The sequence below is a fragment of the Achromobacter sp. 77 genome (assembly GCF_020541125.1).
GTDB classification, from domain to species: domain Bacteria; phylum Pseudomonadota; class Gammaproteobacteria; order Burkholderiales; family Burkholderiaceae_B; genus Achromobacter; species Achromobacter mucicolens.
The window spans coordinates 4,876,777-4,898,611 of the sequence record NZ_CP059848.1 but is presented as its reverse complement, the minus strand read 5'-3'; the positions used below and the strand labels follow the sequence as shown (position 1 = coordinate 4,898,611).

Annotated in this window: 19 protein-coding genes and 2 pseudogenes; 9 read left to right on the top strand and 12 right to left on the bottom strand. The window is 65.3% G+C overall.

The features are described 5' to 3' along the window. Nucleotides 1–5 precede the first annotated feature (5 nt). The 3 genes from H4P35_RS22655 to groES form a co-directional block, all read right to left on the bottom strand. Nucleotides 6–1,025, bottom strand: a complete 1,020-nt coding sequence (locus H4P35_RS22655; RefSeq protein ID WP_226849523.1) for a YhjD/YihY/BrkB family envelope integrity protein — start codon at nucleotides 1,023–1,025, stop codon at nucleotides 6–8. A gap of 229 nt (nucleotides 1,026–1,254) precedes the next feature. Then, the gene (gene groL / locus H4P35_RS22650) at nucleotides 1,255–2,895 is read right to left on the bottom strand and encodes a chaperonin GroEL (protein ID WP_056325479.1); all 1,641 of its coding nucleotides are present in this window, start codon (nucleotides 2,893–2,895) and stop codon (nucleotides 1,255–1,257) included. A 37-nt stretch (nucleotides 2,896–2,932) separates the two neighbouring features. Beyond that, nucleotides 2,933–3,220 carry a co-chaperone GroES gene (groES, locus tag H4P35_RS22645; RefSeq protein WP_006221616.1) on the bottom strand — a complete coding sequence of 96 codons (288 nt, stop codon included), beginning with the start codon at nucleotides 3,218–3,220 and terminating at the stop codon, nucleotides 2,933–2,935. A gap of 318 nt (nucleotides 3,221–3,538) precedes the next feature. Between groES and H4P35_RS22640 the strand changes: the two genes are divergently transcribed. After that, nucleotides 3,539–3,829 (top strand): hypothetical protein, encoded by a 291-nt coding sequence (locus H4P35_RS22640; protein WP_226847095.1) that lies wholly within the window; start codon nucleotides 3,539–3,541, stop codon nucleotides 3,827–3,829. A 538-nt stretch (nucleotides 3,830–4,367) separates the two neighbouring features. On the opposite strand, the gene H4P35_RS22635 is transcribed toward H4P35_RS22640, so the two are convergent. Next, complete coding sequence (locus tag H4P35_RS22635; RefSeq protein WP_226847094.1) at nucleotides 4,368–5,315, bottom strand: amidohydrolase; 948 nt, start codon at nucleotides 5,313–5,315, stop codon at nucleotides 4,368–4,370. A 50-nt stretch (nucleotides 5,316–5,365) separates the two neighbouring features. After that, nucleotides 5,366–6,370 (bottom strand): tripartite tricarboxylate transporter substrate-binding protein, encoded by a 1,005-nt coding sequence (locus H4P35_RS22630; RefSeq protein ID WP_226847093.1) that lies wholly within the window; start codon nucleotides 6,368–6,370, stop codon nucleotides 5,366–5,368. A 149-nt stretch (nucleotides 6,371–6,519) separates the two neighbouring features. Between H4P35_RS22630 and H4P35_RS22625 the strand changes: the two genes are divergently transcribed. Beyond that, the gene (locus H4P35_RS22625; RefSeq protein ID WP_226847092.1) at nucleotides 6,520–7,410 is read left to right on the top strand and encodes a LysR family transcriptional regulator; all 891 of its coding nucleotides are present in this window, start codon (nucleotides 6,520–6,522) and stop codon (nucleotides 7,408–7,410) included. Nucleotides 7,411–7,596: 186 nt separating this feature from the next. Next, entirely contained in the window at nucleotides 7,597–8,580 is a 984-nt protein-coding gene (locus H4P35_RS22620; RefSeq protein ID WP_226847091.1) for a tripartite tricarboxylate transporter substrate binding protein, read from the top strand. A 27-nt stretch (nucleotides 8,581–8,607) separates the two neighbouring features. On the opposite strand, the gene H4P35_RS22615 is transcribed toward H4P35_RS22620, so the two are convergent. From H4P35_RS22615 to H4P35_RS22590, 6 genes are all read right to left on the bottom strand, one after another. Continuing rightward, nucleotides 8,608–10,743, bottom strand: a complete 2,136-nt coding sequence (locus tag H4P35_RS22615) for an acetate--CoA ligase family protein (protein ID WP_226847090.1) — start codon at nucleotides 10,741–10,743, stop codon at nucleotides 8,608–8,610. Nucleotides 10,744–10,755: 12 nt separating this feature from the next. Beyond that, nucleotides 10,756–11,751: an acryloyl-CoA reductase gene (locus H4P35_RS22610; RefSeq protein WP_226847089.1), complete on the bottom strand. Its 996-nt coding sequence runs from the start codon at nucleotides 11,749–11,751 to the stop codon at nucleotides 10,756–10,758. Nucleotides 11,752–11,769: 18 nt separating this feature from the next. Beyond that, nucleotides 11,770–12,939, bottom strand: a complete 1,170-nt coding sequence (locus H4P35_RS22605; protein ID WP_226847088.1) for an acyl-CoA dehydrogenase family protein — start codon at nucleotides 12,937–12,939, stop codon at nucleotides 11,770–11,772. A gap of 3 nt (nucleotides 12,940–12,942) precedes the next feature. After that, complete coding sequence (locus H4P35_RS22600; protein WP_226847087.1) at nucleotides 12,943–13,914, bottom strand: tripartite tricarboxylate transporter substrate binding protein; 972 nt, start codon at nucleotides 13,912–13,914, stop codon at nucleotides 12,943–12,945. Between the two features lie 20 nt (nucleotides 13,915–13,934). Then, on the bottom strand, nucleotides 13,935–14,918 hold the full coding sequence (locus tag H4P35_RS22595; RefSeq protein ID WP_226847086.1) for a tripartite tricarboxylate transporter substrate binding protein: 984 nt from the start codon (nucleotides 14,916–14,918) through the stop codon (nucleotides 13,935–13,937). Nucleotides 14,919–14,980: 62 nt separating this feature from the next. Further along, nucleotides 14,981–16,147 carry an acyl-CoA dehydrogenase family protein gene (locus H4P35_RS22590; protein ID WP_226847085.1) on the bottom strand — a complete coding sequence of 389 codons (1,167 nt, stop codon included), beginning with the start codon at nucleotides 16,145–16,147 and terminating at the stop codon, nucleotides 14,981–14,983. A gap of 193 nt (nucleotides 16,148–16,340) precedes the next feature. Between H4P35_RS22590 and H4P35_RS22585 the strand changes: the two genes are divergently transcribed. The 3 genes from H4P35_RS22585 (at nucleotide 16,341) to H4P35_RS22575 (ending at nucleotide 18,658) form a co-directional block, all read left to right on the top strand. Then, a complete protein-coding gene (locus H4P35_RS22585; RefSeq protein WP_226847084.1) occupies nucleotides 16,341–17,138 on the top strand; it encodes an IclR family transcriptional regulator in 798 nt (265 codons plus the stop codon). After that, the gene (locus H4P35_RS22580) at nucleotides 17,128–17,901 is read left to right on the top strand and encodes an IclR family transcriptional regulator (protein ID WP_152382556.1); all 774 of its coding nucleotides are present in this window, start codon (nucleotides 17,128–17,130) and stop codon (nucleotides 17,899–17,901) included. Before H4P35_RS22585 ends, H4P35_RS22580 begins: the two co-directional genes overlap by 11 nt. 64 nt (nucleotides 17,902–17,965) lie before the next feature. Continuing rightward, nucleotides 17,966–18,658 carry a lysozyme inhibitor LprI family protein gene (locus H4P35_RS22575; RefSeq protein WP_226847083.1) on the top strand — a complete coding sequence of 231 codons (693 nt, stop codon included), beginning with the start codon at nucleotides 17,966–17,968 and terminating at the stop codon, nucleotides 18,656–18,658. A gap of 331 nt (nucleotides 18,659–18,989) precedes the next feature. On the opposite strand, the gene H4P35_RS22570 is transcribed toward H4P35_RS22575, so the two are convergent. Next, nucleotides 18,990–19,265: a hypothetical protein gene (locus H4P35_RS22570; protein ID WP_226847082.1), complete on the bottom strand. Its 276-nt coding sequence runs from the start codon at nucleotides 19,263–19,265 to the stop codon at nucleotides 18,990–18,992. A gap of 315 nt (nucleotides 19,266–19,580) precedes the next feature. On the opposite strand from H4P35_RS22570, the pseudogene H4P35_RS22565 reads away from it, so the two are divergent. From H4P35_RS22565 to H4P35_RS22555, 3 genes and pseudogenes are all read left to right on the top strand, one after another. Next, nucleotides 19,581–19,655: pseudogene (locus tag H4P35_RS22565) on the top strand (MerR family DNA-binding transcriptional regulator); the annotation flags it as partial. Nucleotides 19,656–19,724: 69 nt separating this feature from the next. Further along, nucleotides 19,725–20,842 (top strand): IS3 family transposase gene (locus H4P35_RS22560; RefSeq protein ID WP_226846263.1). Its coding sequence is split into 2 segments (ribosomal slippage): nucleotides 19,725–19,986 and nucleotides 19,986–20,842, totalling 1,119 coding nucleotides; the frame shifts between segments, so codons are not numbered across the junction. Nucleotides 20,843–20,856: 14 nt separating this feature from the next. Beyond that, nucleotides 20,857–21,807 (top strand): annotated as a pseudogene (locus H4P35_RS22555) (TipAS antibiotic-recognition domain-containing protein); the annotation flags it as partial. Between the last annotated feature and the right edge of the window lie 28 nt (nucleotides 21,808–21,835).

The following is a 21,835-nucleotide window of genomic DNA, read 5'->3' as shown; positions in this document are numbered from 1 at the left end:
GAAGGTCAGGCGTCGGTCGGGGGCGTCTGCACGGGCGATTGGGCGGGCGGCTGCGTGGGCGATTGCGTGGGCGATTGCGTGGGCGTGTGCGTGGGCGATTGCGCGGGCGATTGAACCGGCGGTTCGGCGGACGGCGTGCGCGGCCGCTCCACCTTGCCAAAGCGCAGCGCAAACTGGCGCGTGAAGACCGCGCCAAAGAAGAAGATCTGCGCCGAATACCAGATCCACAGCAACAGCGCGATCAGCGACCCGGCCGCGCCATAGGCCGACACCGCCGCGCCGCGGCTCAGGTACAGCCCGATCCCCCATTTGCCCAGCAGGAACAGCCCGGCCGTCACGATGGCCCCGGGGATCACGTCCTGCCACGAGATCTTGGCGCTGGGCAGCAGCTTGAAGATCACCGCGAATAGTGCCGCCACCACCGAAAACGAAAACAGATTGGACGCCCATTCCGCCATGATCGAGAACGTCGAGTTGGCCCATAGCGAGCCATAGATGCCCCTGGCCGCCGCGAGCGCCGCGTTGACGGTCAGCGACACCAGCAGGAACAGCGCCAGCACCAGCACCAGTCCGAACGACAGCAGTCGGCTGCGCACCAGTCCATGCAGGCCGCTCTTCTGGTTGGCCTTCACGTCCCACAATTCGTCCAGGCTGGCCTGCAGCTCGGCAAAGGCCGTGGTCGCGCTGAAAATCAGCACGCAGATCGACACCAGCGCCGCCACCCAGCCGCTGCCCGATTCGTGGGCGCTGGCCAGCACGGTCTGGATCACCTCGGCCCCGCGATCACCGATCAGGTCGCGCAATTGCGCAAACAGCTCGGAGCGAACCGCTTCTTCCCCGAAGAAGGCGCCCGCCACCGCGATCACCAGCAGCAGCATCGGCGCCAACGAAAACACCATGTACAGCGCCAGCGCCGCGCCCTTGCTGGACGCGCGATGACTGGACCACTGCTTGGCCGAGTCCACCAGCAGGCCGCCGATCTGGGAGGGGCGCAGGATACGCAGCACGGTTCGGGGCAGTCGCATGGGCAGGTTCTCGGTGAGACGAACCTTCATTGTAGGGACGCATGCAAGCCCCAGATACGGGCAGATTGTTGGCAAAAGTTTGCCAACCCCGGGAAATCCGGCGCCGCTGAAACAACACGCAAAGATATCCGGCCGGACAAAAGAAAAACCCCCGGGGCGAAGGACCGGGGGTTTTTGGATACTGCATTCCCCGGCCGAAGCCGGGGAGGCCTTGCAAGAACAGCGGGACTTAGAAGTCCATGCCGCCCATGCCGCCCATGCCGCCGGGCATGGCCGGAGCAGCGGGCTTGTCTTCAGCCAGTTCAACAACGGCGGCTTCGGCCGTCAGCAGCAGGCTGGCGACGGAGGCAGCGTTTTGCAGGGCGGTGCGGGTCACCTTGGTGGGATCCAGCACGCCTTGCTCGACCAGGTCGGTGTACTCGCCGGTCGCGGCGTTGTAGCCGTAATTGCCCTTGCCGTTCAGCACGTTGCTGACCACGACGCTGGCTTCTTCGCCGGCGTTCGTGACGATGGTGCGCAGGGGCTCTTCCACAGCGCGCAGGATCAGCTTGATGCCGGCGTTCTGGTCAGGCGTGTCGCCCTTCAGGTCAGCGATGGCTTGCTTGGCGCGCAGCAGCGCAACGCCGCCACCAGCCACAACGCCTTCTTCCACTGCAGCGCGGGTGGCGTGCAGGGCGTCTTCGACGCGAGCCTTCTTTTCCTTCATTTCGACTTCGGTGGCAGCGCCAACGCGAATCACGGCAACGCCGCCGGCCAGCTTGGCCACGCGTTCTTGCAGCTTTTCACGGTCGTAGTCGGACGTGGCTTCTTCGATCTGCACGCGCACTTGCTTGACGCGGGCTTCGATGGACTTGCTGTCGCCAGCGCCGTCGATGACCGTGGTGTTTTCCTTGCCCACTTCGATGCGCTTGGCTTGGCCCAGCTCAGCCAGCGTGGCCTTTTCCAGCGACATGCCGGTTTCTTCGGAGATCACCGTGCCGCCCGTCAGGATGGCGATGTCTTCCAGCATGGCCTTGCGGCGGTCGCCGAAGCCAGGCGCCTTGACGGCGGTGGTCTTCAGGATGCCACGGATGTTGTTCACAACCAGGGTGGCCAGCGCTTCGCCTTCGACGTCTTCCGCGATGATCAGCAGGGGACGGCTCGACTTGGCGACTTGTTCCAGCACGGGCAGCAGGTCGCGGATGTTGCTGATCTTCTTGTCGAAGATCAGGACATACGGGTCTTCCAGGACGGCGACTTGCTTGTCCGGGTTGTTGATGAAGTAGGGCGACAGGTAGCCGCGGTCGAATTGCATGCCTTCGACGACGTCCAGCTCGTTTTCCAGCGACTTGCCGTCTTCGACGGTGATGACGCCTTCCTTGCCAACCTTGTCCATCGCGTCAGCGATGATCTGGCCGATGGAGGAATCGCTGTTGGCCGAGATGGAACCGACTTGGGCGATTTCCTTGCTGGTCGTGACCGGCTTGGATTGCTTTTGCAGTTCGGCGACGGCAGCGGCGACAGCCTTGTCGATGCCGCGCTTCAGGTCGATGGGGTTGAAACCGGCGGCAACGTACTTCAGGCCTTCCTGAACGATGGCCTGGGCCAGCACGGTGGCGGTCGTGGTGCCGTCACCGGCGTTGTCGGAGGTCTTGGATGCGACGTCCTTGACGAGTTGGGCGCCGATGTTTTCGAACTTGTCCTTCAGTTCGATTTCCTTGGCGACGGACACACCGTCCTTGGTCACGGTCGGGGCGCCGAACGAGCGCTCCAGCACGACGTTGCGACCCTTGGGGCCCAGGGTGGTCTTGACAGCGTTGGCGAGAACGTTCACGCCACGGACGATGCGCACACGGGCGTCATCACCGAACAATACTTGCTTGGCAGCCATGTCTTAGCTTCCTTCGAAAATTCGTTTGAGGCAGGGTTTACTGGACCACGGCGAGGATTTCGTCCTCGCGGATGACGAGCAGTTCTTCGCCATCAACCTTCACGGACTGGCCGGCGTACTTGCCGAACAGAACCTTGTCACCAGCCTTCAGGTCAACCGGCAGGATCTTGCCGTCTTCGGTCTTCTTGCCGGGGCCGACGGCCACGACTTCACCCTGGTCGGGCTTTTCAGCGGCGCTGTCCGGGATGACGATGCCCGAGGCAGTCTTGCGCTCGTTTTCGAGGCGTTTGACGATCACGCGATCGCCCAGGGGACGCAAGGCCATGAGGAACTCCTGTTAACTAAAAGTAAGTGAATGGTCGGTTTGCCCCGGGAGGTGTTAGCACTCACCGGTGTCGAGTGCTAATTATAGGGATGATGTTTGGAGGTTCAAGGGGGGGAGGGGCGCTGTTACATCTTCGGGGAGAACAGGGGCTCGGCATCCTGGTGAGAGCGACGCCTCGGGGAGATGTGATCGGATGCGGACAAACAGGGTGGAATCATGTCCCGCGTGAAACCCCGGCCGCTCCGCTTAGCAATCTGGAGCCTCGCCGATACCTGCGCTCCTGCTTGATAACGACTTTCGAACCTGTCTGATTCGAATGTGCAATCGATCTCTATATCGTATCGCCGCATCGCGGATGTGGCAGGCGCGTTGGCTTTATCGGATGTGAGTTGGCGTTCTCCGATGTGCACTGGCAACTACTGCAACGGAAGCTCAAACCCGGAGGATGAAATTATCGTGATGTTTGCACCCAGTATTAAAACTGTCCGGTTGACAAGTCGCCTTGCTGTCGTCGGCGCTTTGCTCACCGTCGTTGCCAATCTGGCTGGTTTTTACAACGTCACATACCGGCCGTGGAGCGATAACGAGATTCCGCCGTGGCTGAACTGATTTGGAATCCAGTTGGCGCTAGCAGGCTGGCTCATCATGTTGCTTGGCGGCAAGAAGTGGCTCGGTTGGGGCGCAGTGGTGCTCTCCGTCATTCTGCTGAATATATTCTGGCCTGCACGAATGCACATCCACCTATCCAATGCGAGCAGTGAATCCGTTCATGGGTCTCCTTATCGCATCAGCTACGAGCCTTTTCGCAATTGGAGATGGCGAGTCACTCAAGCCGAGGGGCTAATGCCGGGAAGCAGTACGTTTTCCGGCCAAAGATTCATGTACAAGAAGGTGACTGCTGCGACGGCTGATGACGCGGGTGATATCTCGATTCGAGAGTTCAGATGCGAGGCCCGGAGGGAGGTCTATTGGGGGCCCATATCGATTACGTATGCGCGAGCCTTTCCCGAAAATCCTCTGAGCCCCTATCTCAACTTGCTGGAAGACTCTGCACGTTTCAATTTCAAGGGATGTTCCGTAGTCACGGAGAGAAATAGGTAGTGCTGTGACGCGGCCCGGAGTACCGGGCATTCGGTATTCCGACGCGCTAAAAGTCATAAACCCGCGCCGCGTTATCCACCAGGATCGCCTGCTTCTCCTTTTCGCTCACCCACGCGCAAAACGCCGACAGTTGTTCGCCATCGTCGATGGGATGCAGCGGTTCGCTGCGATCCCGCGTGCGCGCCACACCCGGCCACGCTCCCGAATGCGGCCAGTCGGTGCCCCACAGCATGCGGTCGAGCCGCGTATCGATCAGGGCGCGTGCGATCTCGCGCGCCTGGATGGGCGGGCGGCCGTCCTGCCAGACCGTAAGGCGATACGGCGCGGAGAGCTTTACGTACACATTGCCCGTTGCCACCGTCTCCAGCAGCGCATCGAAGCCGGGCTGGCCCGTGCCGGCGACGGCGCTCGCCAATGCGAAGTGATCGATCACGATCGGCACGGGGCAGTCGCGCAGCGCGGGCGCCAGCGCGGCAACCACCGGCAGCGTGGTGTAGATCTGCACATGCCAACCCAGGTCGGCGACTTGCTCGGCGGTGCGCGTCAGCGCATCGCGGGCGATGGCCGGATCCTGCTGGCCGAACGATTGCAGGTTGACGCGCGCGCCTCTTACGCCCGCCGCATGCAGCGCGCGCAGGCCCTCGCGCGAGATATCGGGCGCCAGTACCGCCACCCCGCGCGAGGCATGGCCTGCCGCATTCAGGGTGGCAAGGGCATCTGTCATGCAGCGGTTGTCGGTGCCTTGCGGGCTGGCCTGCACAACCACTGCCCGGTCAACCCGAAGCGCCGCGTGCAGCGCCAGCAGATCGTCGGTCGAGGCGAGGCCCGGCATGAACACGCGGTTTTCGGCAAGCGGATAGCGGTCGAAGGGGCCGAAGATATGCACGTGGCAATCGCAGGCGCCGGGCGGGATGTTGCCGGCGACAGGGCTGTGATGGACGCCCAACACGGTGCGCGGGTCGTCGGAAGAAGCGGCGGGCTGGGTACGGCTCATGGGATGCTCGAAAAGGTTCAGGGTCGGGAAACGCATTCAAACGTCGGCGCTCAGGGGTTCTGCTTGATACCGGCGGTCTGGATCAGCCGCACCCATTTGTCGCGATCGGCCTGGTAGTAGCGGGTGAACGCCGCCGGGCTGTCGTCCGACAGCGCATAGCCCTGCGCCTGCAGCTTCTCGCGCACATCCGGCAGGCGCAGCACGCGGCGCACTTCTGCGTTCAGGGCGTTGACGACGTCGGGCGGCGTGGCGGCGGGGGCAAGCAGGCCAAGCCAGGTCGCGACCTCGTAGTCCTTGAGGCCCGCTTCGGCCGTTGTAGGTAACTGCGGCGCGAAGCTGACGCGCGCGGTGCTCGTCACGGCCAGGGCGCGCAGGCGCTGGTCCTTCATGTAGGGCAGGGCCGTCGAGGCATTGGCGAACATGAACGGCAGGCGGCCTGCCAGCATTTCAGTGATGCAGGCTTGTTCGCCGGCAAACGGGATGCTGTGCAGTTCGATTCCCGCGGTCTGGGCAAACAGCACGGCCGCCATGTAAGGCGAGGTGCCGATGCCGCCCGAGCAGAAATCGATCTCGCCCGGCGCGGCCTTGGCCTGCGCGATGAGTTCCTGGACGGAGTTGGCGCGCAGTTTCGGCCCGGCCAGCAGCACCTGCGGCGCGCTGCCCACCAACGCTACGCCGGTGAAATCCTTCATGGGGTCGAACGTCGTCACGTTCTGCAGCGTCGGCGCGACCGCGACCGTCGTCTGGCTGGCGAGCAAGAGGGTGTTGCCATCGGGCCGCGCGCGGGCCACATAGGCGGCCGCGATCATGGAGGCGGCGCCGTTCTTGTTTTCGACCATCACGGCACGGCCACCCACCTGCATGTGCTGCGCCACGATGCGGGCCACGGTGTCGGGCGCGCCACCCGGCGGGGCGCCGACGACGATCCGGATCGTGCCCCCGGCCGGGGTGTCGGACAGGGCGGGGGCCACGAAAGCCAGCAGCGCGCTGCCAAGCAGCGGTGCAAGCAATCTGGCCAGCAGCCTGCGGGGGTGAGCGCCAGGTCTCGTCTGCATCGTTGTCTCCTCGCGGTATTGCCGTGTGCCGCATCGAAGCGGCGCCGGCTGTTGTGATGTGGAGCCAGTGTCCGGTAGGCGGATTGATATAGTCAAATATATATATTTAGTCATTTCATACATGAATATGTATGAACAACGGGGGTTGCATGAATAAACGCGAGATGGCGCTGTTTGAAGCGGTGGGGCGAACCGGTTCCGTCACGTTGGCGGCTGCGGCCACCGGGATGTCGCAGCCCGCGGCCAGCGCGATGCTGAAGTCGCTGGAAGACAAGTTGGGCTTTGCGCTGTTCAGCCGCGAGAAACGCCGGCTGGCACTGACCGCCGAGGCCCGCATGTTGCTGCCGGAGATCGTTCATGCGCTTGCTGCGATGGACAACGCCGAACGGGTGGCGGCCAGCATGCGGGGCGGGGCGCAGGCAAGGCTGGACGTGGGGGCGGTGGCGGCCGTGGGCGCGAGCATCCTGCCCGGTGCGATGGCGTGGTTGCAAGCCCGCGAGCCCGGTGTGCGCGTCAGCGTGCGTACGGACATGACGCTGGGCGTGGCGGGGCTGGCGGCCGATCAGCGTATCGATATCGGCATCGTGATCGGCTCGGCCGCGCTGCCGAACGTGGGTCAGCGCACGCTGGCGCGGTTGACCCTGCAGGCCGTGATGCCGGCCGGCCACGCGCTGGCGGACCGCCGTCGTCTCGCCTTGTCCGATCTGGCGGACATCCCCTATATCTCGCTCAGTCGCCACTTGCAGGTGGGGGCGCTTACGGCGCGGCAGTTCGAGCAGGAGCGGTTGCCCTTTCTGCCCGTGATCGAGGTGAATCAGTACTCGGCCGCCTGCGCCTTCGCGGAACGCGGCCTGGGCGTGGCCATCCTCGATAGCATGAGCGGCCTGTACGCGCGTCGACATGGGTTGAACGTCGTACCCGTCGATGTGGAAGGCGGTCTTGACCTTTCCATCGTATGGCCCCTGAACCGGGGACTGGGGCGCGTGGCGCGGCAGCTGGAGTCCGGGCTGGAGCACGAACTGTCACAGACCACCGAATAGGGAAGCCTGGCCTGCCGCCGGCAAGCTAGGGTTATCCGGGATTCTTTATGCTTAAACTTTTGTGAAGAATGAGCGGCACATGCGGGGCCGCCGCCGCGATGCGCAATCAGGGCGGTTCACCGTGGTGCGGCGCGTGACGCACCGGGCGCATGATCGCGGGGTAGAGCCCCCCTTAAGGAGAATTGCATGCTGCTGCGTAGACGTTGTCTGGCCGTGATGATGCTGGCGTTGGCGGGTTGGACAACGGGCAGCCATGCACAAACATCGTCTGCGGCGTGGCCCACCAAGCCCGTTCGTCTGGTCGTGGGGCTGGCGCCCGGCGGGCTGGTCGACGTGCTGGCCCGCACCGTGCAGCCGCACTTGGCCGAGGCCTTGAAGCAGACCGTCATCGTGGAGAATCGTGGCGGTGCGGGCGGCAATCTGGCGGGGGCCGAGGTGGTTCGCAATGGCCGCGACAACCATACCTTCCTGCTCAATCCGTCGACAACCGAATCGGTCAACCCGCTGATGTTCGCCAACATGCCGTTCGACTCGCAGCGGGACTTGCGGCCGGTTGCCCTGCTGGCCAACAGCCAGTTGTTCCTGTTTGTCCGGTCCTCGCTCGGCGTCAATACGCTCGAAGAGTTCGTGGAATACGCGCGCAAGCGGCCCGATCCTTTGAATTACGGGTCGGCCGGCAACGGCACAACGCCGCATCTGGCTGGCGAGCTGCTCAAGCAGGCCACGGGCATGCAGGCCACCCATGCGCCGTATCGCGGCGTGGCGCCGGCGATACAAGACCTGGCTGCGGGCCAGATCGATTTCGCGTTTGGTCCCGCCACGGTCTTTCCCATGGTGCAGGCGGGCAAATTGAAGGTGCTGGCATTGGCAAGCCGGCAACGCGCGGCCGTGGCGCCAGACATCCGCACCTTTACCGAGGCCGGCATTGACGGCGTGTTCGCGGACAGCCTGTTCGGCGTGTATGCGGCCGCGGGTACCCGCGATGATGTGGTCGAACGCATGAACGCCGAGATCAACAAGGTGCTGGCGCGGCCGGAGATCCAGAAGCGCTTTCTGGATGCGGGCGCCGAGGCAATACCGCTGAGCGTGGCCGACTATGCCGCGCGCGTGCAGGAAGAAAAGAAACTGTTCGCGCCGTTGGTGAAATCGTTGGGGCTGAAGGAGCAGTAGACGGAACTGGCCCCAGTGCTCAGCGCATCATGCGGGCTGGCCTTTCCGAATCACCACCGCGTCCAGCGCCACCGCGCCCTGTCCCTCGGGCAGCGCCAGCAAGGGATTGATCTCGACCGAGCTGAAATCCCCCGCTCTCGCATGCGCGAACCGGGATAGGGTGGCCAGCGCGTCGGCCAGGGCATCCACATCGCACGGGGGCGCCCCGCGCGCGCCCTGCAGCAGCGCGTATCCCTTGATCTCGCGAATCATGTCCAGGGCCTCATCGCGGCCAAAGGGCGCCAGCCGGAAACTGACATCTTTCAGCACCTCGACGAAAACGCCGCCCAGTCCGAACATGACCACGGGCCCGAACACGGGGTCGCAATGCACGCCAGCGATGCATTCCACACCCTTGGGCGCCATGGGCGCGACGAGCACCCCCTCGACGCGGGCGTCGGGGCGATGCTGGCTTACCGCGGCCATGATGTCCGCATAAGCCTGTCGCACCGCGTCTTCGCCCCGGATGTTGAGCTTGACGCCGCCCACGTCGCTTTTGTGCGTGATATCTGGCGAGACCACTTTTAGGACGACAGGAATGTCCTGGCCCGCCGCGCGAAGGTCGCCGGCGGCGCGCACGGCCGCGTCGGCATCAACCGCCAGCGTGCTCGGGGAAGCCGGCATGCCGGCGTCGCGCAGCAGTTCCATGGCCTGGATTTCGGTATAGGTTTCGCGCAGCGGCGCACGGTTAGTCGTGTCCGGGGCGGGATCCGCTTGCGTCGTTCCGCGGCCGGAATGGGATGCCATGGCGGCCACCGCGGCGATCGTGCGGACGGCGGCGCTGGGATCCGGGAAGACCAGGCAGCCCAGACGCTCCAGTTCGCGCCGCCGCGCAGGCGGGAACAGGGCGCTAATTGCAAGCGGCACGTCGGGATGGCGCGCCTGCATCTGCCGCGCGAAGGCTTCGAAGGTGGGCCACAGCGCTTCGGACGAGCCCGCGGCGGCCAGGAAGACAGCCAGGGCATCGTAGCGGCCATCGGCCAGCATGTCGTCGGCGGTGGCCAGCAGCAGCCCGGGTTCGGAGACGGCCTGGCCGGTGACGTCGACGGGATTGCGGCCGCTGGCAAACGGCACGCGTTCCAGCAGCCTGGCCTGCGCGTCCGCGGCCGGTTCGGGCAGCGTCAGTCCGCTGTCGGCGGCGTCGTCGGCCATCAGCGCGCCCACGCCGCCGGAAATGGTGAAGATGCCCAGGCGGCGGCCTTGCGGCGGGTGCTTCCAGGTGTCCAGCGCATAGCCCAGGTTGAAGAATTCCTCGATGGTGCGCGCGCGCAGGGCGCCGTACTGGCGGAACAGCGCGTCGTACACGGCGTCGTCGCCGGCAAGTGCCGCGGTGTGCGAGGCCGCGGCCTGCGCGCCGGCCTGGGTGCGGCCGATCTTGGTCACGACCACGGGCTTGCCGGCAGCGCGCGCCGCGGACAGCGCGTGGCGTAGCTTGGCGCCGTCGCGGCAGCCTTCCATGTAGGCCATGATGACGCGGGTGTGCGTATCGCCGGCCAGCCATTCGATGCAGTCGGCAACGTCGATGTCGGCCTCGTTGCCGGTGCTGATCCAGTGCGACAGGCCTAGGCCGCGCTCGCGCGCCATGCTGTAGGCGTAGGCGCCGAACGCGCCGCTTTGCGTCACCATGCCAATGCCGCCGGCGGCGACGATGCCGTTGGCGGGCGCGGGCGAGAACGTCGCGTAGACGTTGCGCCGCACATTCATGAAGCCCAGGCAATTCGGTCCCAGCAGGCGGATGCCGCGCTCGCGCGCGATGGCGCATAGCCGGTCCTGTTCGGCCGCGCCCTGCGCGCCGGTTTCGGAAAAGCCGGAGGTAAACACCACAGCCGCGCCTACCTGGCCCGGGCGGGCGCGTTCAAGCGCCTGCGCGGCGTGGGCTGCGGGCACCGCCAGAATGGCCAGGTCGATGCCCGCGTCGAGCGCGTCCAGGCCGGGCACGGCAGGCAGGCCAGCGATGGTGTCCGCGCGCGGATTCACGGGGACGATGCGGCCGCCGTAGCCGTGCTGCAACAGCAGGCTGACGGGCATCGCGCCGATCTTGCCGGGCGTGGCCGAGGCGCCGACGATGGCAATCCCTTGCGGATCGAAGAGGCGGGACAGGGAGGGGAGAGCAGACGGGTTCATGGATATCGGCGTTCAGGAGTAGCGGACGACACTGCGGCCGGTGCTGCCGCGTTCGAGCAGGGCGGCAAGCGCTTGCGGCAGCTCGCGGGGTTCGATGACGCGTGCGATCAAGTCCAGGTGCGCGGGGCGGTATTCACCGGCAAGCTTGTTCCAGACCTCGCGCCGCAACGGCATGGGGCTGTTGGCGTTGATGCCCAGCAGCTTGATGCCGCGAAGGATGAAGGGGATGACCGACGTGGGCAGCTCCGCGCCGCCCGCGTTGCCGAAGGCCGCGGCAACGCCGTCCGGTTTCACGCTGGCCAGCGCGTGGGCCAGCGGCGCGCCGCCCACGGAGTCGATCACGCCCGCCCAGCGCGCGCTCATCAGCGGCTTGATGCCGGCCGACAGATCGGGCGGGGCAATCACTTCGTGGGCGCCGAGCGCGCGCAAATAGTCCCCGGCGTCCGGCTTGCCGGTCATGGCGCAGACGCGGTAGCCGCGCTGGCTCAGGATGTCGATCGCGACGCTGGCCACGCCGCCCGTGGCGCCGGTGACCAGCACGTCGCCGCGCGCAGGCGTCAGTCCGCAGTGTTCCATCCAGTGCAGCGACAGCGCGGCGGTGTAGCCGGCTGCGCCCAGCACGGCCGCGTCGCGCAGGCCGATGCCCGCGGGCAGCGGCAGCACCCAGTCATGGCGCACCCGCGCAAACTCCGCATAGCCGCCGTCGCAATCCACGCCGATGCCGAAGCCGTGCACGACGACCTCCTGGCCCGGCGAAAGCGCGGGGTCGGCGGAATGCACCACGGTGCCGGACAGGTCGATGCCGCCGATGCGGGGGTAGTCGCGCACGATGCCGCCGCGTCCGGCCTGCGCCAGCGCATCCTTGTAGTTCAGGCCAGCATAGGCCACCTTGATGAGCGTGTCGCCCGCGGACAACTGGTCGGCGGTCAGCGTCTCGAATCGGCCCTGCGGCGGCTCGCCCGCCGCGCCGGCGTGCAGGCGCCAGGCCTGGAATCGGGGATTGTCCATCGTCGTCTCCATTGAGGCTCAGGCTTGCGCCATCAGCCGGCGCGCCAGCGTGGCGCGGTGCAGTTCGTTGGCGCCGTCATAGATGCGGAAAGGGCGCATCTCCTGCCAGATCATCGACACGGGCGTGTCGTCGGACAGACCCAAGGCGCCCATCATTTGCACGGCGCGATCGGCCACGCGGTTCACGGCGTCGGACACGAAAACCTTGGTCATGGCGCTGTGCTGCTTTACCGGCAGGCCCGCGTCCATGCGGGCCGCGCAATCCAGCGTCATGAGGCGGCTGGCATGCAGGTCGATGTGCGAGTCCGCGATCATCGCCTGCACCTGCTGCAGGTCCGCAAGACGCGCACCGAAGGACTCGCGCTGCGCGACATAGGCCTGCGCCGTCTCCAGTGCGCGGCGGGCGCGGCCGATGTATCGCATGCAGTGGGAAAGGCGTGCGGGCTCCAGCCTGAGTTGCGCATGGGCCAGGCCCTGGCCCGGTTCACCCAGCACGGCGTCGTCGCCTACCTCGCAGTCCTGCAGCAGGATCTCGGCATGTCCGCCGATCTGGTAGCCCGTGACCATGCCGATGTCGCGCACCACCCGGTAACCCGGGGTGTCGGCAGGCACCAGGAACAAGGTGGCACCGGTCTCGCCGCGTGCCAGCACCAGGGCAAAGTCCGCGCCCACGCCGCCGCTGATGAACTGCTTGTGGCCGTTCAGCACCCAGCGTGAACCGCGCCGCTCGGCCCGCGTGCGCAGCATGGACGGGTCGGAGCCGGCGCCCGGCGCCGGTTCGGTCATGGCGAAGCAGGCCCGCTGCTCTCCCCGCACCAGCGGCGCCAGAAAGCGCTCCTGCTGGGCAGCGTTGCCCAGACGTAGCAGCGTCAGCATGTTGGGCTGGTCGGGCGCGGCGCAGTTCAACGCCGCGGGGCCCAGAAAGCTTCTCCCGGCTTCTTCCAGCACCTCGGCCAGTGCGCGCCAGCCCAGCCCGAGCCCGCCCCACTGCGCGGGCAACTGGGGCGCGTACAGACCGGCCTCTTTTGCCCTTGCGCGCAATTGGGCGACACAACGGTCGAGTGCGGCCACGTCGCGCGCGATGGCCGGGGACTCGGCAGGTATCGCGACCTCGTCAACGAAGCGGCGCACCCGTGCGCACAGGTCCGGCAGGGCATCGCCCGCGTAGCGATCTTGCGTATCCGGCATGGTTTATTCCTCGATTTTGACGCCCGCCTGCTTGACGACGGCGCGCCATCTGCGGGTTTCGTCGGCGATGTGCTGCCCGAACGCTTCGGGCGTGCCGCCGGTAGGCTGCATGCCAAGGCCGGTGAAATAGCTGCGCACTTCGGGGTCGGCCAACACGGCGTTGATCTGACGGTTGAGCTGGCCGATCACGTCCTTCGGCGTGCCGGCAGGCGCCATCACGCCCCACCACGACGAGGCCGACAGCGGCACGCCCAGCTCGGCCAGCGTGGGCACGTCGGGCAGATCGGGGTTGCGTTTTTGCGCCGCGATGGCAATGGGCCGCAGCCGCTGCGCCTTGACCTGGGCATATACCGGGGGCAGGTTGTCAAAGCTCATCTGAACCTGCCCGCCGACCAGCGCGGTGGCGGCCTCGCTGCTGCCCTTGTACGGAATGTGGCGCAGCGCAATGCCCGTCTCGTGCGCGAACTGCTCGCCGGCCAGATGCGGGATGCTGCCCGTGCCGGCGGTGGCGTAGGTCAGGCCCTGCTGCGCGGTGGCGGCACGCTTGATGTCTTCCAATGTCCGCAGCGGGCTGGCCGCCGGCAGCAGCAGGTACACGGGCACATCCGTGGCCCCGATCACCGGCGTCAGATCCTTGGTCACGTCATAGGGCAGCTTGGCATACAGCACGCTGTTGGTCGCAAGATTGGCCGTGCCCATCAGCAGCGTGTAGCCGTCCGGCTGCGCGCTGGCCACGTAGGCGGTTCCGATCTGCGTGGCGCCGCCAGGTTTGTTTTCAACCACCACCGGCTGCCCGATCAGGGGCGCCAGTTTGCGCGCGATCATTCGCGCGGCGGTGTCGGTGCCGCCGCCGGCGGCGTAGGGCACGATCAGCCGCACTGGTTTATCCGGATAGGCGCCCGCCTGGGCGGCGCCCGTCGCGCTCAGCAGGACGGCGGCGCATAGCGCGCGCAACGTTCGAAAGCAGGGTTGCATGGCGGTCTCCTGGCGTCGGCCTATTGGATGCGGGTGCCTGTGGACTTCACCAGCTTGGCCCACCAGGCGGTTTCGTCGGCGATCTGCTTGGCGAACTCGGCCGGTGTGCTGGCCAGGGGCTCGGCCCCCAGCTCCTGGAAGCGGGCCCGCAATTGCGGATCCTGCAGCGCCTTGACCACCGCCGCATGCACGCGCTCGATCACCGCCGGGTCGGTGCCGGCGGGGGCCATCAACCCTTTCCAGGCCATCACCACGAAGCCCTTCTGGCCGGCCTCGTCAAAGGTGGGAATGTCGGGCGCGGCGGTGGCGCGCTGGTCGCTGGGCACGGCCAGCGCGCGCAGGCCGCCCGCCTTCACCTGGGGCAAGAGGGCGGGCATGTTGTCGAACATGAAATCGATGTGCCCGGCCACGAGGTCGGTGATGGCGGGACCGCTGCCCTTGTACGGCACATGCTCGGCCTGGATGCCTGTCTGCTGCTTTAGCAGCTCTCCGGCCAGTTGCGCGGGAGAGCCATTGCCCGGCGAGCCGAACGACAGCTTGCCCGGGTTGGCGCGGGCGTATTGCAGGAACTCCTGCAGCGTCTTCACCGGCATCGACTTTGTCACCACCATCAGGTTGTGCTCGCGTTCCAGGCAGGTGATGGGCGCCAGATCCTTGGCCGGATTGAACGGCATGTTGGCGTACAGGCTGGGATTGACGACGGTGGGCCCGGCGGCGGCCAGCAGCAGCGTATAGCCGTCGGGGGCCGCGCGCGCCACGAAGTCGCCGCCGATGTTGCCGCCCGCACCCGGCTTGTTTTCGACGATGACGGGCTGACCCAGGATGGGGTGCAGGGCCTCGGCCAGCAGGCGGCCCAGGATGTCGGTCGAGCCGCCGGGGGCGAACGGCACGATCAGGCGGATGGGCTTGTCGGGGTAGGCGGCCGCGGCTTGTGGCGGCAACGCCGCGCAGGCGAGGGCGGCGGCCAGCGCGCCGATCCATTTGGGCAGGTGCTTGTGCAGCATGATGGGAGTCTCCTTTGGTTTGGCGGGCCGGCGGCTTCTGGTGGCCGTGGTCCCTGGGTGCCCTAGCGGCCGGGCGTGTAGCCCGCCTGGGTCAGCGTGTGGCGGGCGATGGTCAATTGATGGATCTGGCTGGTGCCCTCGTACAGGCGGAACAAGCGCACGTCGCGGTAGAAGCGCTCGATGCCGTAATCGGCGATGTAGCCATAGCCGCCGTGCATCTGCACGCAGCGGTCGGCCACGCGGCCGCACATTTCAGAGGCGAAGTACTTGCAGATCGAGGCGTTCAACGTCACGTCCACGCCCGCGTCGCGTTCCCGGGCGGTTTGCAGCACCAGCGCGCGGGCGGCCTGGATCTCGGTCTGGCAGTCCGCCAGCATGGCCTGGATGAGCTGGAAGTCCATCAGGGGCTTGCCGAACTGCTGGCGTTCGGCCACAAAGCGCAGCGTGTCGTCCAGCATGCGGATGGCGGGACCGATGCACAGGGCCGCCAGATGGATGCGTTGCTTGTTCAGCACCTTCATCGCGGTCTTGAAACCCAGGCCTTCCTGGCCGCCGATGATGTTGGCCGCCGGCACCCGGCAGTCCTGGAAATGCACGGCCGACACGGGGGACCCGGCCTGGCCCATCTTGTCGTAAGGCTGGCCGGTGGTCAGGCCTGGCGTGCCGCGCTCCACGATGAATGCCGTGATGCCCTTGGCGCCGGGCGCGTCGGGATCGGTGCGCGCCATGACGGTGAACAGGCCAGCTAGCGGCGCGTTCGTGATGAAGCACTTCTCGCCGTTCAAGACGTAATGGTCGCCGTGGCGCACGGCGGTGGTCCGCAGCGCGGTGGCGTCGGAGCCTGCCTGCGGCTCCGTCAGGGCAAAGCACCCGGTCAGTTCGCCCGCCGCCAGCAGCGGCAGGTAGTGCGCCTTCTGCGCCGGGGTGCCGTCGGCGACCAGCGCCTCGGACCCGATGCCGGTGTTGGTGCCGACGCGGGCGCGCAGCGCCACGGAACACTGGGACAACTCCATCGCCGCCAGGATCAGCTCTTCGGTCGTCATGCCCGCTCCGCCATACTCCTGCGGAATGGAATAGCCGAACATCCCCTGTTCGGCCATGCTCTCGACCAGATCCTGCGGCACCTCATCCAAACGGGCGATCTCGGCCTCGCGGGGCGCGAGCTGATCGCGCACGTAGCGGCGCAGTGAATCGAGAAATTGCGGGAAACCTTCGGGGTCCCTGATCATGGCGAGTCTCCGTTTTATCGTGGGCGCTGATGCGTGCCGCGTCTTGTTCGAATCAGGCTAGCAAAAGGCCGCCGGATTTGAGACAAGTGTTTCGATATCTTGAACGGTATGAAAAGGGGGGCGCAGGCTGGCTGCTCTATCATCTGCGGATACGCGGTGCGCATCCCGAGCGCGCCGCACCAGGATCCCGCCCATGACCGCTCGCCCCGGTGAACACCATGCCGACCCCGCCTTCGCCACCACGCTGGCGCACGGCCTGTCGGTGCTGCAGGCGTTCCGGCATGGCGAGCCCGCACTCAGCAACCGTGAACTCTCGGACCGCACCGGCCTGTCCAAGGCCACGATTTCCCGCCTGACGACGACGCTGATGCAGCGCGGCCTGTTGCGCTACGACGCGGGGCTGCGGCGCTACCGCCTTGGCACGGCGGTGCTCTCGCTGAGCTATCCGCTTCTGGCCAGCATCAAGGTGCGTCAATTGGCGCGCCCCTTGATGAAGCGTCTGGCCGATGCGGCGGGCGGGTCCGCTTCGCTGGGCATGCACCACGGCTTGAGCATGGTCTACGTGGAGACCTGCCGCGGCCACGATGCCGTGTCGTTCCGACCGGACATCGGCGCCTTGCTGCCGCTGCTGCCTTCGGCGATGGGGCGGGCCTGGCTGGCGCAGGCGCCGCCCGGCGAGGCCGAACCCGTGCTGGCGGCGTTACGGCGGCACGATCCCGCCATCTGGCGGCGCCACGCGCCGGATCTGGCAGAGGCGCAACGTGATTACGCCGAACACGGGTATTGCGTGGGACAGGGGGATTGGCACTCGGACGTGCATGCCGTCGCGGTGCCCATGCGCACGCGCGTGGATGGCCAGACGCTGGTCTTCAATTGCGGGGTGCCGGTGACGCGGCTGCGGCCCGGCGACCTGCGCGGCCGCATTGCGCCGCGCCTGGTGACGCTGGTCAAGCGGGTGGAGAAAATGCTGGAGCAGCGCAATGACGCGTGATCCGGACCGCGAACTGACCACCACGCTGGCGCGCGGGATCGACATCCTCACGTGTTTCCGTGCCGACAGGCCCGTGCTGGCCAACAAGGACTTCGCGCAGCAAACCGGCCTGTCGCGCAGCGCGGTGGCGCGTCTGACGCACACGCTGGTGGAACTGGGGTTTCTGCAGCGCGAGGGCGAGCCGGCACGCTACCGCCTGGGCGCGTCGGTGCTGGCGTTGAGTTACCCCTTGCTCGCCAGCATGCAGATCCGGCAGCTGGCCCGGCCGTTGATGAAGCAACTTGCCGACCACGCGCGCGGCGCGGTGTCACTGGTTGTGCGAGACCGCTTGCAGATGGTGTACGTGGAAACGGCCCGCTCCAATGAGGCGCTGCAGACGCGGCCCGACATCGGCGCGTCGCTGCCGCTGCTGTCCAGCGCCGCCGGCAAGGCATGGCTGGCGCGGGTGCCGGACGAGGAACGCGCCGTCGTGCTGAACCAGCTGCGCGTGGCCGACCCAAGGCATTACGCGGCGCATTTTCCCAATCTGGCCGCGGCGCGCCGCGATCTGGAACGCAAGGGTTTCTGCGGCAACAACCAGGAATGGCGGCCGGACGCCTACGGATTTGCGGCGCCGCTGGGGCGGCCGTATCAATCGTTGTTATATGTCTTCAATTGCGGGGTGCCCACGCAGGACGGCCCTTACCGGGAGCGCGCGGCTGATATCGGCCCCCGGCTGGTTGCGTTGGCCAGAGAAACCGAAAGGCTGCTGGGGCTTGCCTGATTGGTGTGCGCTTGGTGTCCTTGGCCCATGCGGCGCACGAATTCTCGCTATCATCAGCGGCACCATGCCGACCAAAAATACTTTCCCAGCCGCCTGCGCCGCCGCCGTGCTGTGCGCATTTTCCATGTCCGCCATGGCGGCGCCGGACGCATCGCCTTCATTCGACTGCGCCCAGGCGCGCACCGGCGCAGAAAAAGCCATCTGCGCGAACCCGAAACTCGCAGCGCTCGATGCAAGCATCGCCAAGCGCTACAACGAAGCGCGCAAATCTCTGGACGCCATCACGGCCGAGGCCTTGTTGCGCGACCAGCGGTACTTCACCAAAGTGCGCGACGACGCCTTCGAGAAGCCTTTCGACAAAGACAAACCCATCGAGGAACTGGCAAGCCGCCTGAAGTACCGGGACGCGTTCCTCGCGTCGCTCGACTTGGCCGACCGCAAGGGCTTCACCGGCAGATGGCGCAACCTCTCCGGCGAGATCACACTCTGGAAGAAGCCCGACGGCGATATCTTGTATGAAGGTTCGGCCGCACAACCGCACGACGGGCGCTGGTCGTGCAACGTGGAAGCCACTGGCAAGGCCAAGGGCGAACGGCTGCGGGTCAAGAGCGTCGACACCAAGGGGTGGGTGCTGAACCTGCAACGGCAGGGTGACAGGTTGACCGTTGAGGAACTGCCGCCGGGTGCGGGTTCATCTGGTCCGCCTTATTGCGGGGTGAATGGGACCTTGGGGGGGACGTTTTTTCCGATACGTTGAGGGGGAGTGGAAGGAGTGCGTGGCGGTGAGGGCGGAATTGCGGGGACGGTAAGAGGTAGGGTAATTCTGGATGCTCTCTAGATTCAGCCAAGCCACTGCCGTTGGAACTGGCCGGTGACTGCCGATATTTGACATGGCGTCCTTCGGCCAAGGTAGCTCTTTCCTCTGACTGCTTTCGACCCTAGACAGGCCGTAAAGCCTGGTTCAAGAACTTCTCACAGAGCTTTTCGGCTCAGCTCGAACTTCGTCAACAGACGCTTGAATTCGGATTGCATCGTAGATGTTCAAATTAAACTGAGCCGCGGAGAGTTGGCATTTGGTCGAGCCACGGCTAATCGAGCGCCTGACCTGCTGCTTGGCAAAGCGCCGCTGTTGCTGCCAGCACTGCGCCGATAGAGTTCCACTTTGATTGTGCTGCCAAAGTCTCCCGCACTTCCCATCCATCGAATGTCACGCCAGAAAGGTCCGGATTCGTTCCCTTTTTTTCCGCCGCCAGACGGCGCTGCCGTATAGCACGCTCGCGAGATACCTTTACCTGGCTCGCGTAGATCCAAGCCGAGGCTGATGCAAAACCTGAAACGATTGAAATTAATGTCAAGATTCCCATGACTGCTTGTTCTCTTTAGGGAAGTGTTGGGTAGGTCATCCACAGTATAGGGATCAGCTTCAGCAAAAACGGTGACCCCTGTCTCCTCCTGGCCGAGAACTGTCCTTGTCGACCGGCCGATGACGACCCGAAACGGTCGGGCGGCCGTGACATAGCCCGGTACCGTTGCGCGGTCGACCTACGTGTGCCACCTCCGGCCTGCTGCGGCGGCCGACATCCAATTAAACCCTGACCGCCCACAGGACTTGCAGCACCGCTTGACCCTCACGTAACGTGATGGCCCAAAGTTTGGCCTGCGTATTCGAAGGAGGAAACATGCAACTGACCGTAGGAGAACTGGCAAAGCGTACCGGGCTGACCGTCCGCACGCTTCACCACTACCACGCGATCGCGTAAGCTCCCCTTTCAGGTAGGCACCAGCCGGTAGAATTTCGGAGCCTCCATGAGTCGGAGACTCCCTTGAAGAAAAGCAGATTTACAGAGAGCCAGATCGTTGCCGTGTTGAAGGAGGGCGAAGCCGGCATGCCGGTCGCCGAACTATGCCGCAAACACGGCATCAGCAACGCTACGTACTACCTGTGGAAGAGCAAGTACTCGGGTGTTCAAGTGTCCGAGTTGCAACGACTGCGCGAGCTGGAGGCTGAGAACGCCAAGCTCAAGCGCATGTTTGCTGACTTGGCGCTGGAGAATGCGGCGATCAAGGACGTCCTAAACCGAAAATCCTGACGCCGTCGGCCAGGCGCGAGGTGGTGGAACAGTTGGTGCAAGCCAAGCTTTCAATCACGCGCGCTTGTCAGATTGCCGGCCTATCGCGGGCGGCGTACTACAAGAGGCCAATGCCCGCATCTGAACGAGATGCGTCAGTCATTGATGCGCTCAATGCCATTGTTAGCCGGCATGGCCGCTGGGGATTTTGGAAATGCTTTTCCCGACTGCGGCTCGACGGCCGTTGCTGGAATAAGAAGCGCGTTCATCGGGTGTACTGCGACATGGGCTTGAACTTGCCTCGGCGCTGCAAGAAGCGGCTACCGGAACGGCCTCGGCAGCCGCTGGACCTGGCCACGGAGCCCAACCGCTGTTGGGCGCTGGACTTCATGCATGACGCGCTCTATTGCGGCCGACGATTCAGAACGCTGAACGTGATCGACGAAGCCAATCGGGAATGCCTAGCCATCGAGATAGGCGTGTCCATTCCTTCGGCGCGCCTGATTCGCGTATTGAGCCGCTTGATCGATTGCTATGGGCTTCCCGACGCAATACGCCTGGACAACGGCCCGGAGATGATCTCCGACGCCTTTACCGAGTGGGCCGCAGCCCAAGGCATTTCGATCCGCTATATCCAACCGGGAAAGCCGAATCAAAACGCCTTTATCGAGCGGTTCAATCGCACTTATCGCACCGAAGTTCTTAATGCACATCTGTTCGCCAACCTCGAGCAGGTTCAAGCAATTACCGACCGATGGCTGGTCGATTACAACGAATACCGCCCACACGAATCGCTGGGTGGCCTACCGCCGGTGCAATTCATGCCTCGGTTAACCCTTGCTCCGATCGTCTATCAGCCAGTGTCTACTTGACAGGGGTGCTTACGATCGGTTTGTTGACGCCTTCAGCGCGCGCCGAAAACGGCTATCGCCTGTACGGTCGCGACGAGATTGCCCGCCTGCATCAGATCCAGGCATTGAGTCGTTTCGGATTGGCGTTGGCGGAAATTGGCGCTTACCTGGACCAGCCCGGCGCGCGCTTGGCGGACGTGATCTCCCGGCAGCTTGCCATGCTGGACCGCCAGATACAGCAGGCCGCGCACCTGCGCGAACGCTTGGCGCAACTGCACGAGCAGCTGGCGGACGGCACGGAGCCTGAGCTGGCCGATTGGCTGAAAGCTTTGGAGATGATGACTATGTATGATAAATATTTTTCGCGAGAAGAACTGGCGCGTTTGCCCCTATACACCCGTGGGCCGGACGGCGACCCGGACTGGCTTGCGTTGGTCCACGAAGTGGAGCAGCTAATGGAGCAGGGCGTGGCGCCCGAGGAGGCTAAACCGCGCCAACTTGCCCATCGCTGGATGGAACTGCTGCTGCGCGATACCAACGGCGATCCGCGCTTGTTGGTGAAGCTGAACCAAATGCACGAGCAGGAGCCCGACATGCAGACGCACGTCGGCATTTCCAAAGCCATGCGCGATTATGTGCTGCGCGCCTTCTCGGAAAGCAAGCTGCTTATCTACGAAAAATATCTGACGCCGGACGAAGCACGGTTCATGCGCGAGCATTACTGCGACAGGATCTCGGAGTGGCCACCGTTAATCGCAGAGGTCCGGAACGCTATTGATGCGGGCGCGGCACCCGACTCGGAAACCGGCCGGGCGCTGGCGCGGCAGTGGTTGGAACTGTTCAGTTCGTATGCGGGCAAGAACCCGGCCACCCACGCCAAGTTCCGGCAGGCACTGATGACAGAGCCCGACTTGACCGCTGGCACATGGGCGGACGACGCGACGCTGGCGTTTGTCCGGCAGGCGATGGGGACGCTAGCGAAGTAGCCAGCCCCCTGACTTCCCGGCACCAGCC

Bases quoted from the DNA above. Each gene is read 5' to 3' on its own strand.
- H4P35_RS22590 (WP_226847085.1), bottom strand. From the start codon at position 16,147: ATGATCAGGGACCCCGAAGGTTTCCCGCAATTTCTCGATTCACTGCGC.
- H4P35_RS22585 (WP_226847084.1), top strand. From the start codon at position 16,341: ATGACCGCTCGCCCCGGTGAACACCATGCCGACCCCGCCTTCGCCACC.
- H4P35_RS22610 (WP_226847089.1), bottom strand. From the start codon at position 11,751: ATGGACAATCCCCGATTCCAGGCCTGGCGCCTGCACGCCGGCGCGGCG.
- H4P35_RS22600 (WP_226847087.1), bottom strand. From the start codon at position 13,914: ATGCAACCCTGCTTTCGAACGTTGCGCGCGCTATGCGCCGCCGTCCTG.
- H4P35_RS22655 (WP_226849523.1), bottom strand. From the start codon at position 1,025: ATGCGACTGCCCCGAACCGTGCTGCGTATCCTGCGCCCCTCCCAGATC.
- H4P35_RS22615 (WP_226847090.1), bottom strand. From the start codon at position 10,743: ATGAACCCGTCTGCTCTCCCCTCCCTGTCCCGCCTCTTCGATCCGCAA.
- H4P35_RS22605 (WP_226847088.1), bottom strand. From the start codon at position 12,939: ATGCCGGATACGCAAGATCGCTACGCGGGCGATGCCCTGCCGGACCTG.
- groL (WP_056325479.1), bottom strand. From the start codon at position 2,895: ATGGCTGCCAAGCAAGTATTGTTCGGTGATGACGCCCGTGTGCGCATC.
- H4P35_RS22575 (WP_226847083.1), top strand. From the start codon at position 17,966: ATGCCGACCAAAAATACTTTCCCAGCCGCCTGCGCCGCCGCCGTGCTG.
- H4P35_RS22620 (WP_226847091.1), top strand. From the start codon at position 7,597: ATGCTGCTGCGTAGACGTTGTCTGGCCGTGATGATGCTGGCGTTGGCG.
- H4P35_RS22630 (WP_226847093.1), bottom strand. From the start codon at position 6,370: ATGCAGACGAGACCTGGCGCTCACCCCCGCAGGCTGCTGGCCAGATTG.
- groES (WP_006221616.1), bottom strand. From the start codon at position 3,220: ATGGCCTTGCGTCCCCTGGGCGATCGCGTGATCGTCAAACGCCTCGAA.
- H4P35_RS22595 (WP_226847086.1), bottom strand. From the start codon at position 14,918: ATGCTGCACAAGCACCTGCCCAAATGGATCGGCGCGCTGGCCGCCGCC.
- H4P35_RS22625 (WP_226847092.1), top strand. From the start codon at position 6,520: ATGAATAAACGCGAGATGGCGCTGTTTGAAGCGGTGGGGCGAACCGGT.
- H4P35_RS22580 (WP_152382556.1), top strand. From the start codon at position 17,128: ATGACGCGTGATCCGGACCGCGAACTGACCACCACGCTGGCGCGCGGG.
- H4P35_RS22570 (WP_226847082.1), bottom strand. From the start codon at position 19,265: ATGGGAATCTTGACATTAATTTCAATCGTTTCAGGTTTTGCATCAGCC.
- H4P35_RS22635 (WP_226847094.1), bottom strand. From the start codon at position 5,315: ATGAGCCGTACCCAGCCCGCCGCTTCTTCCGACGACCCGCGCACCGTG.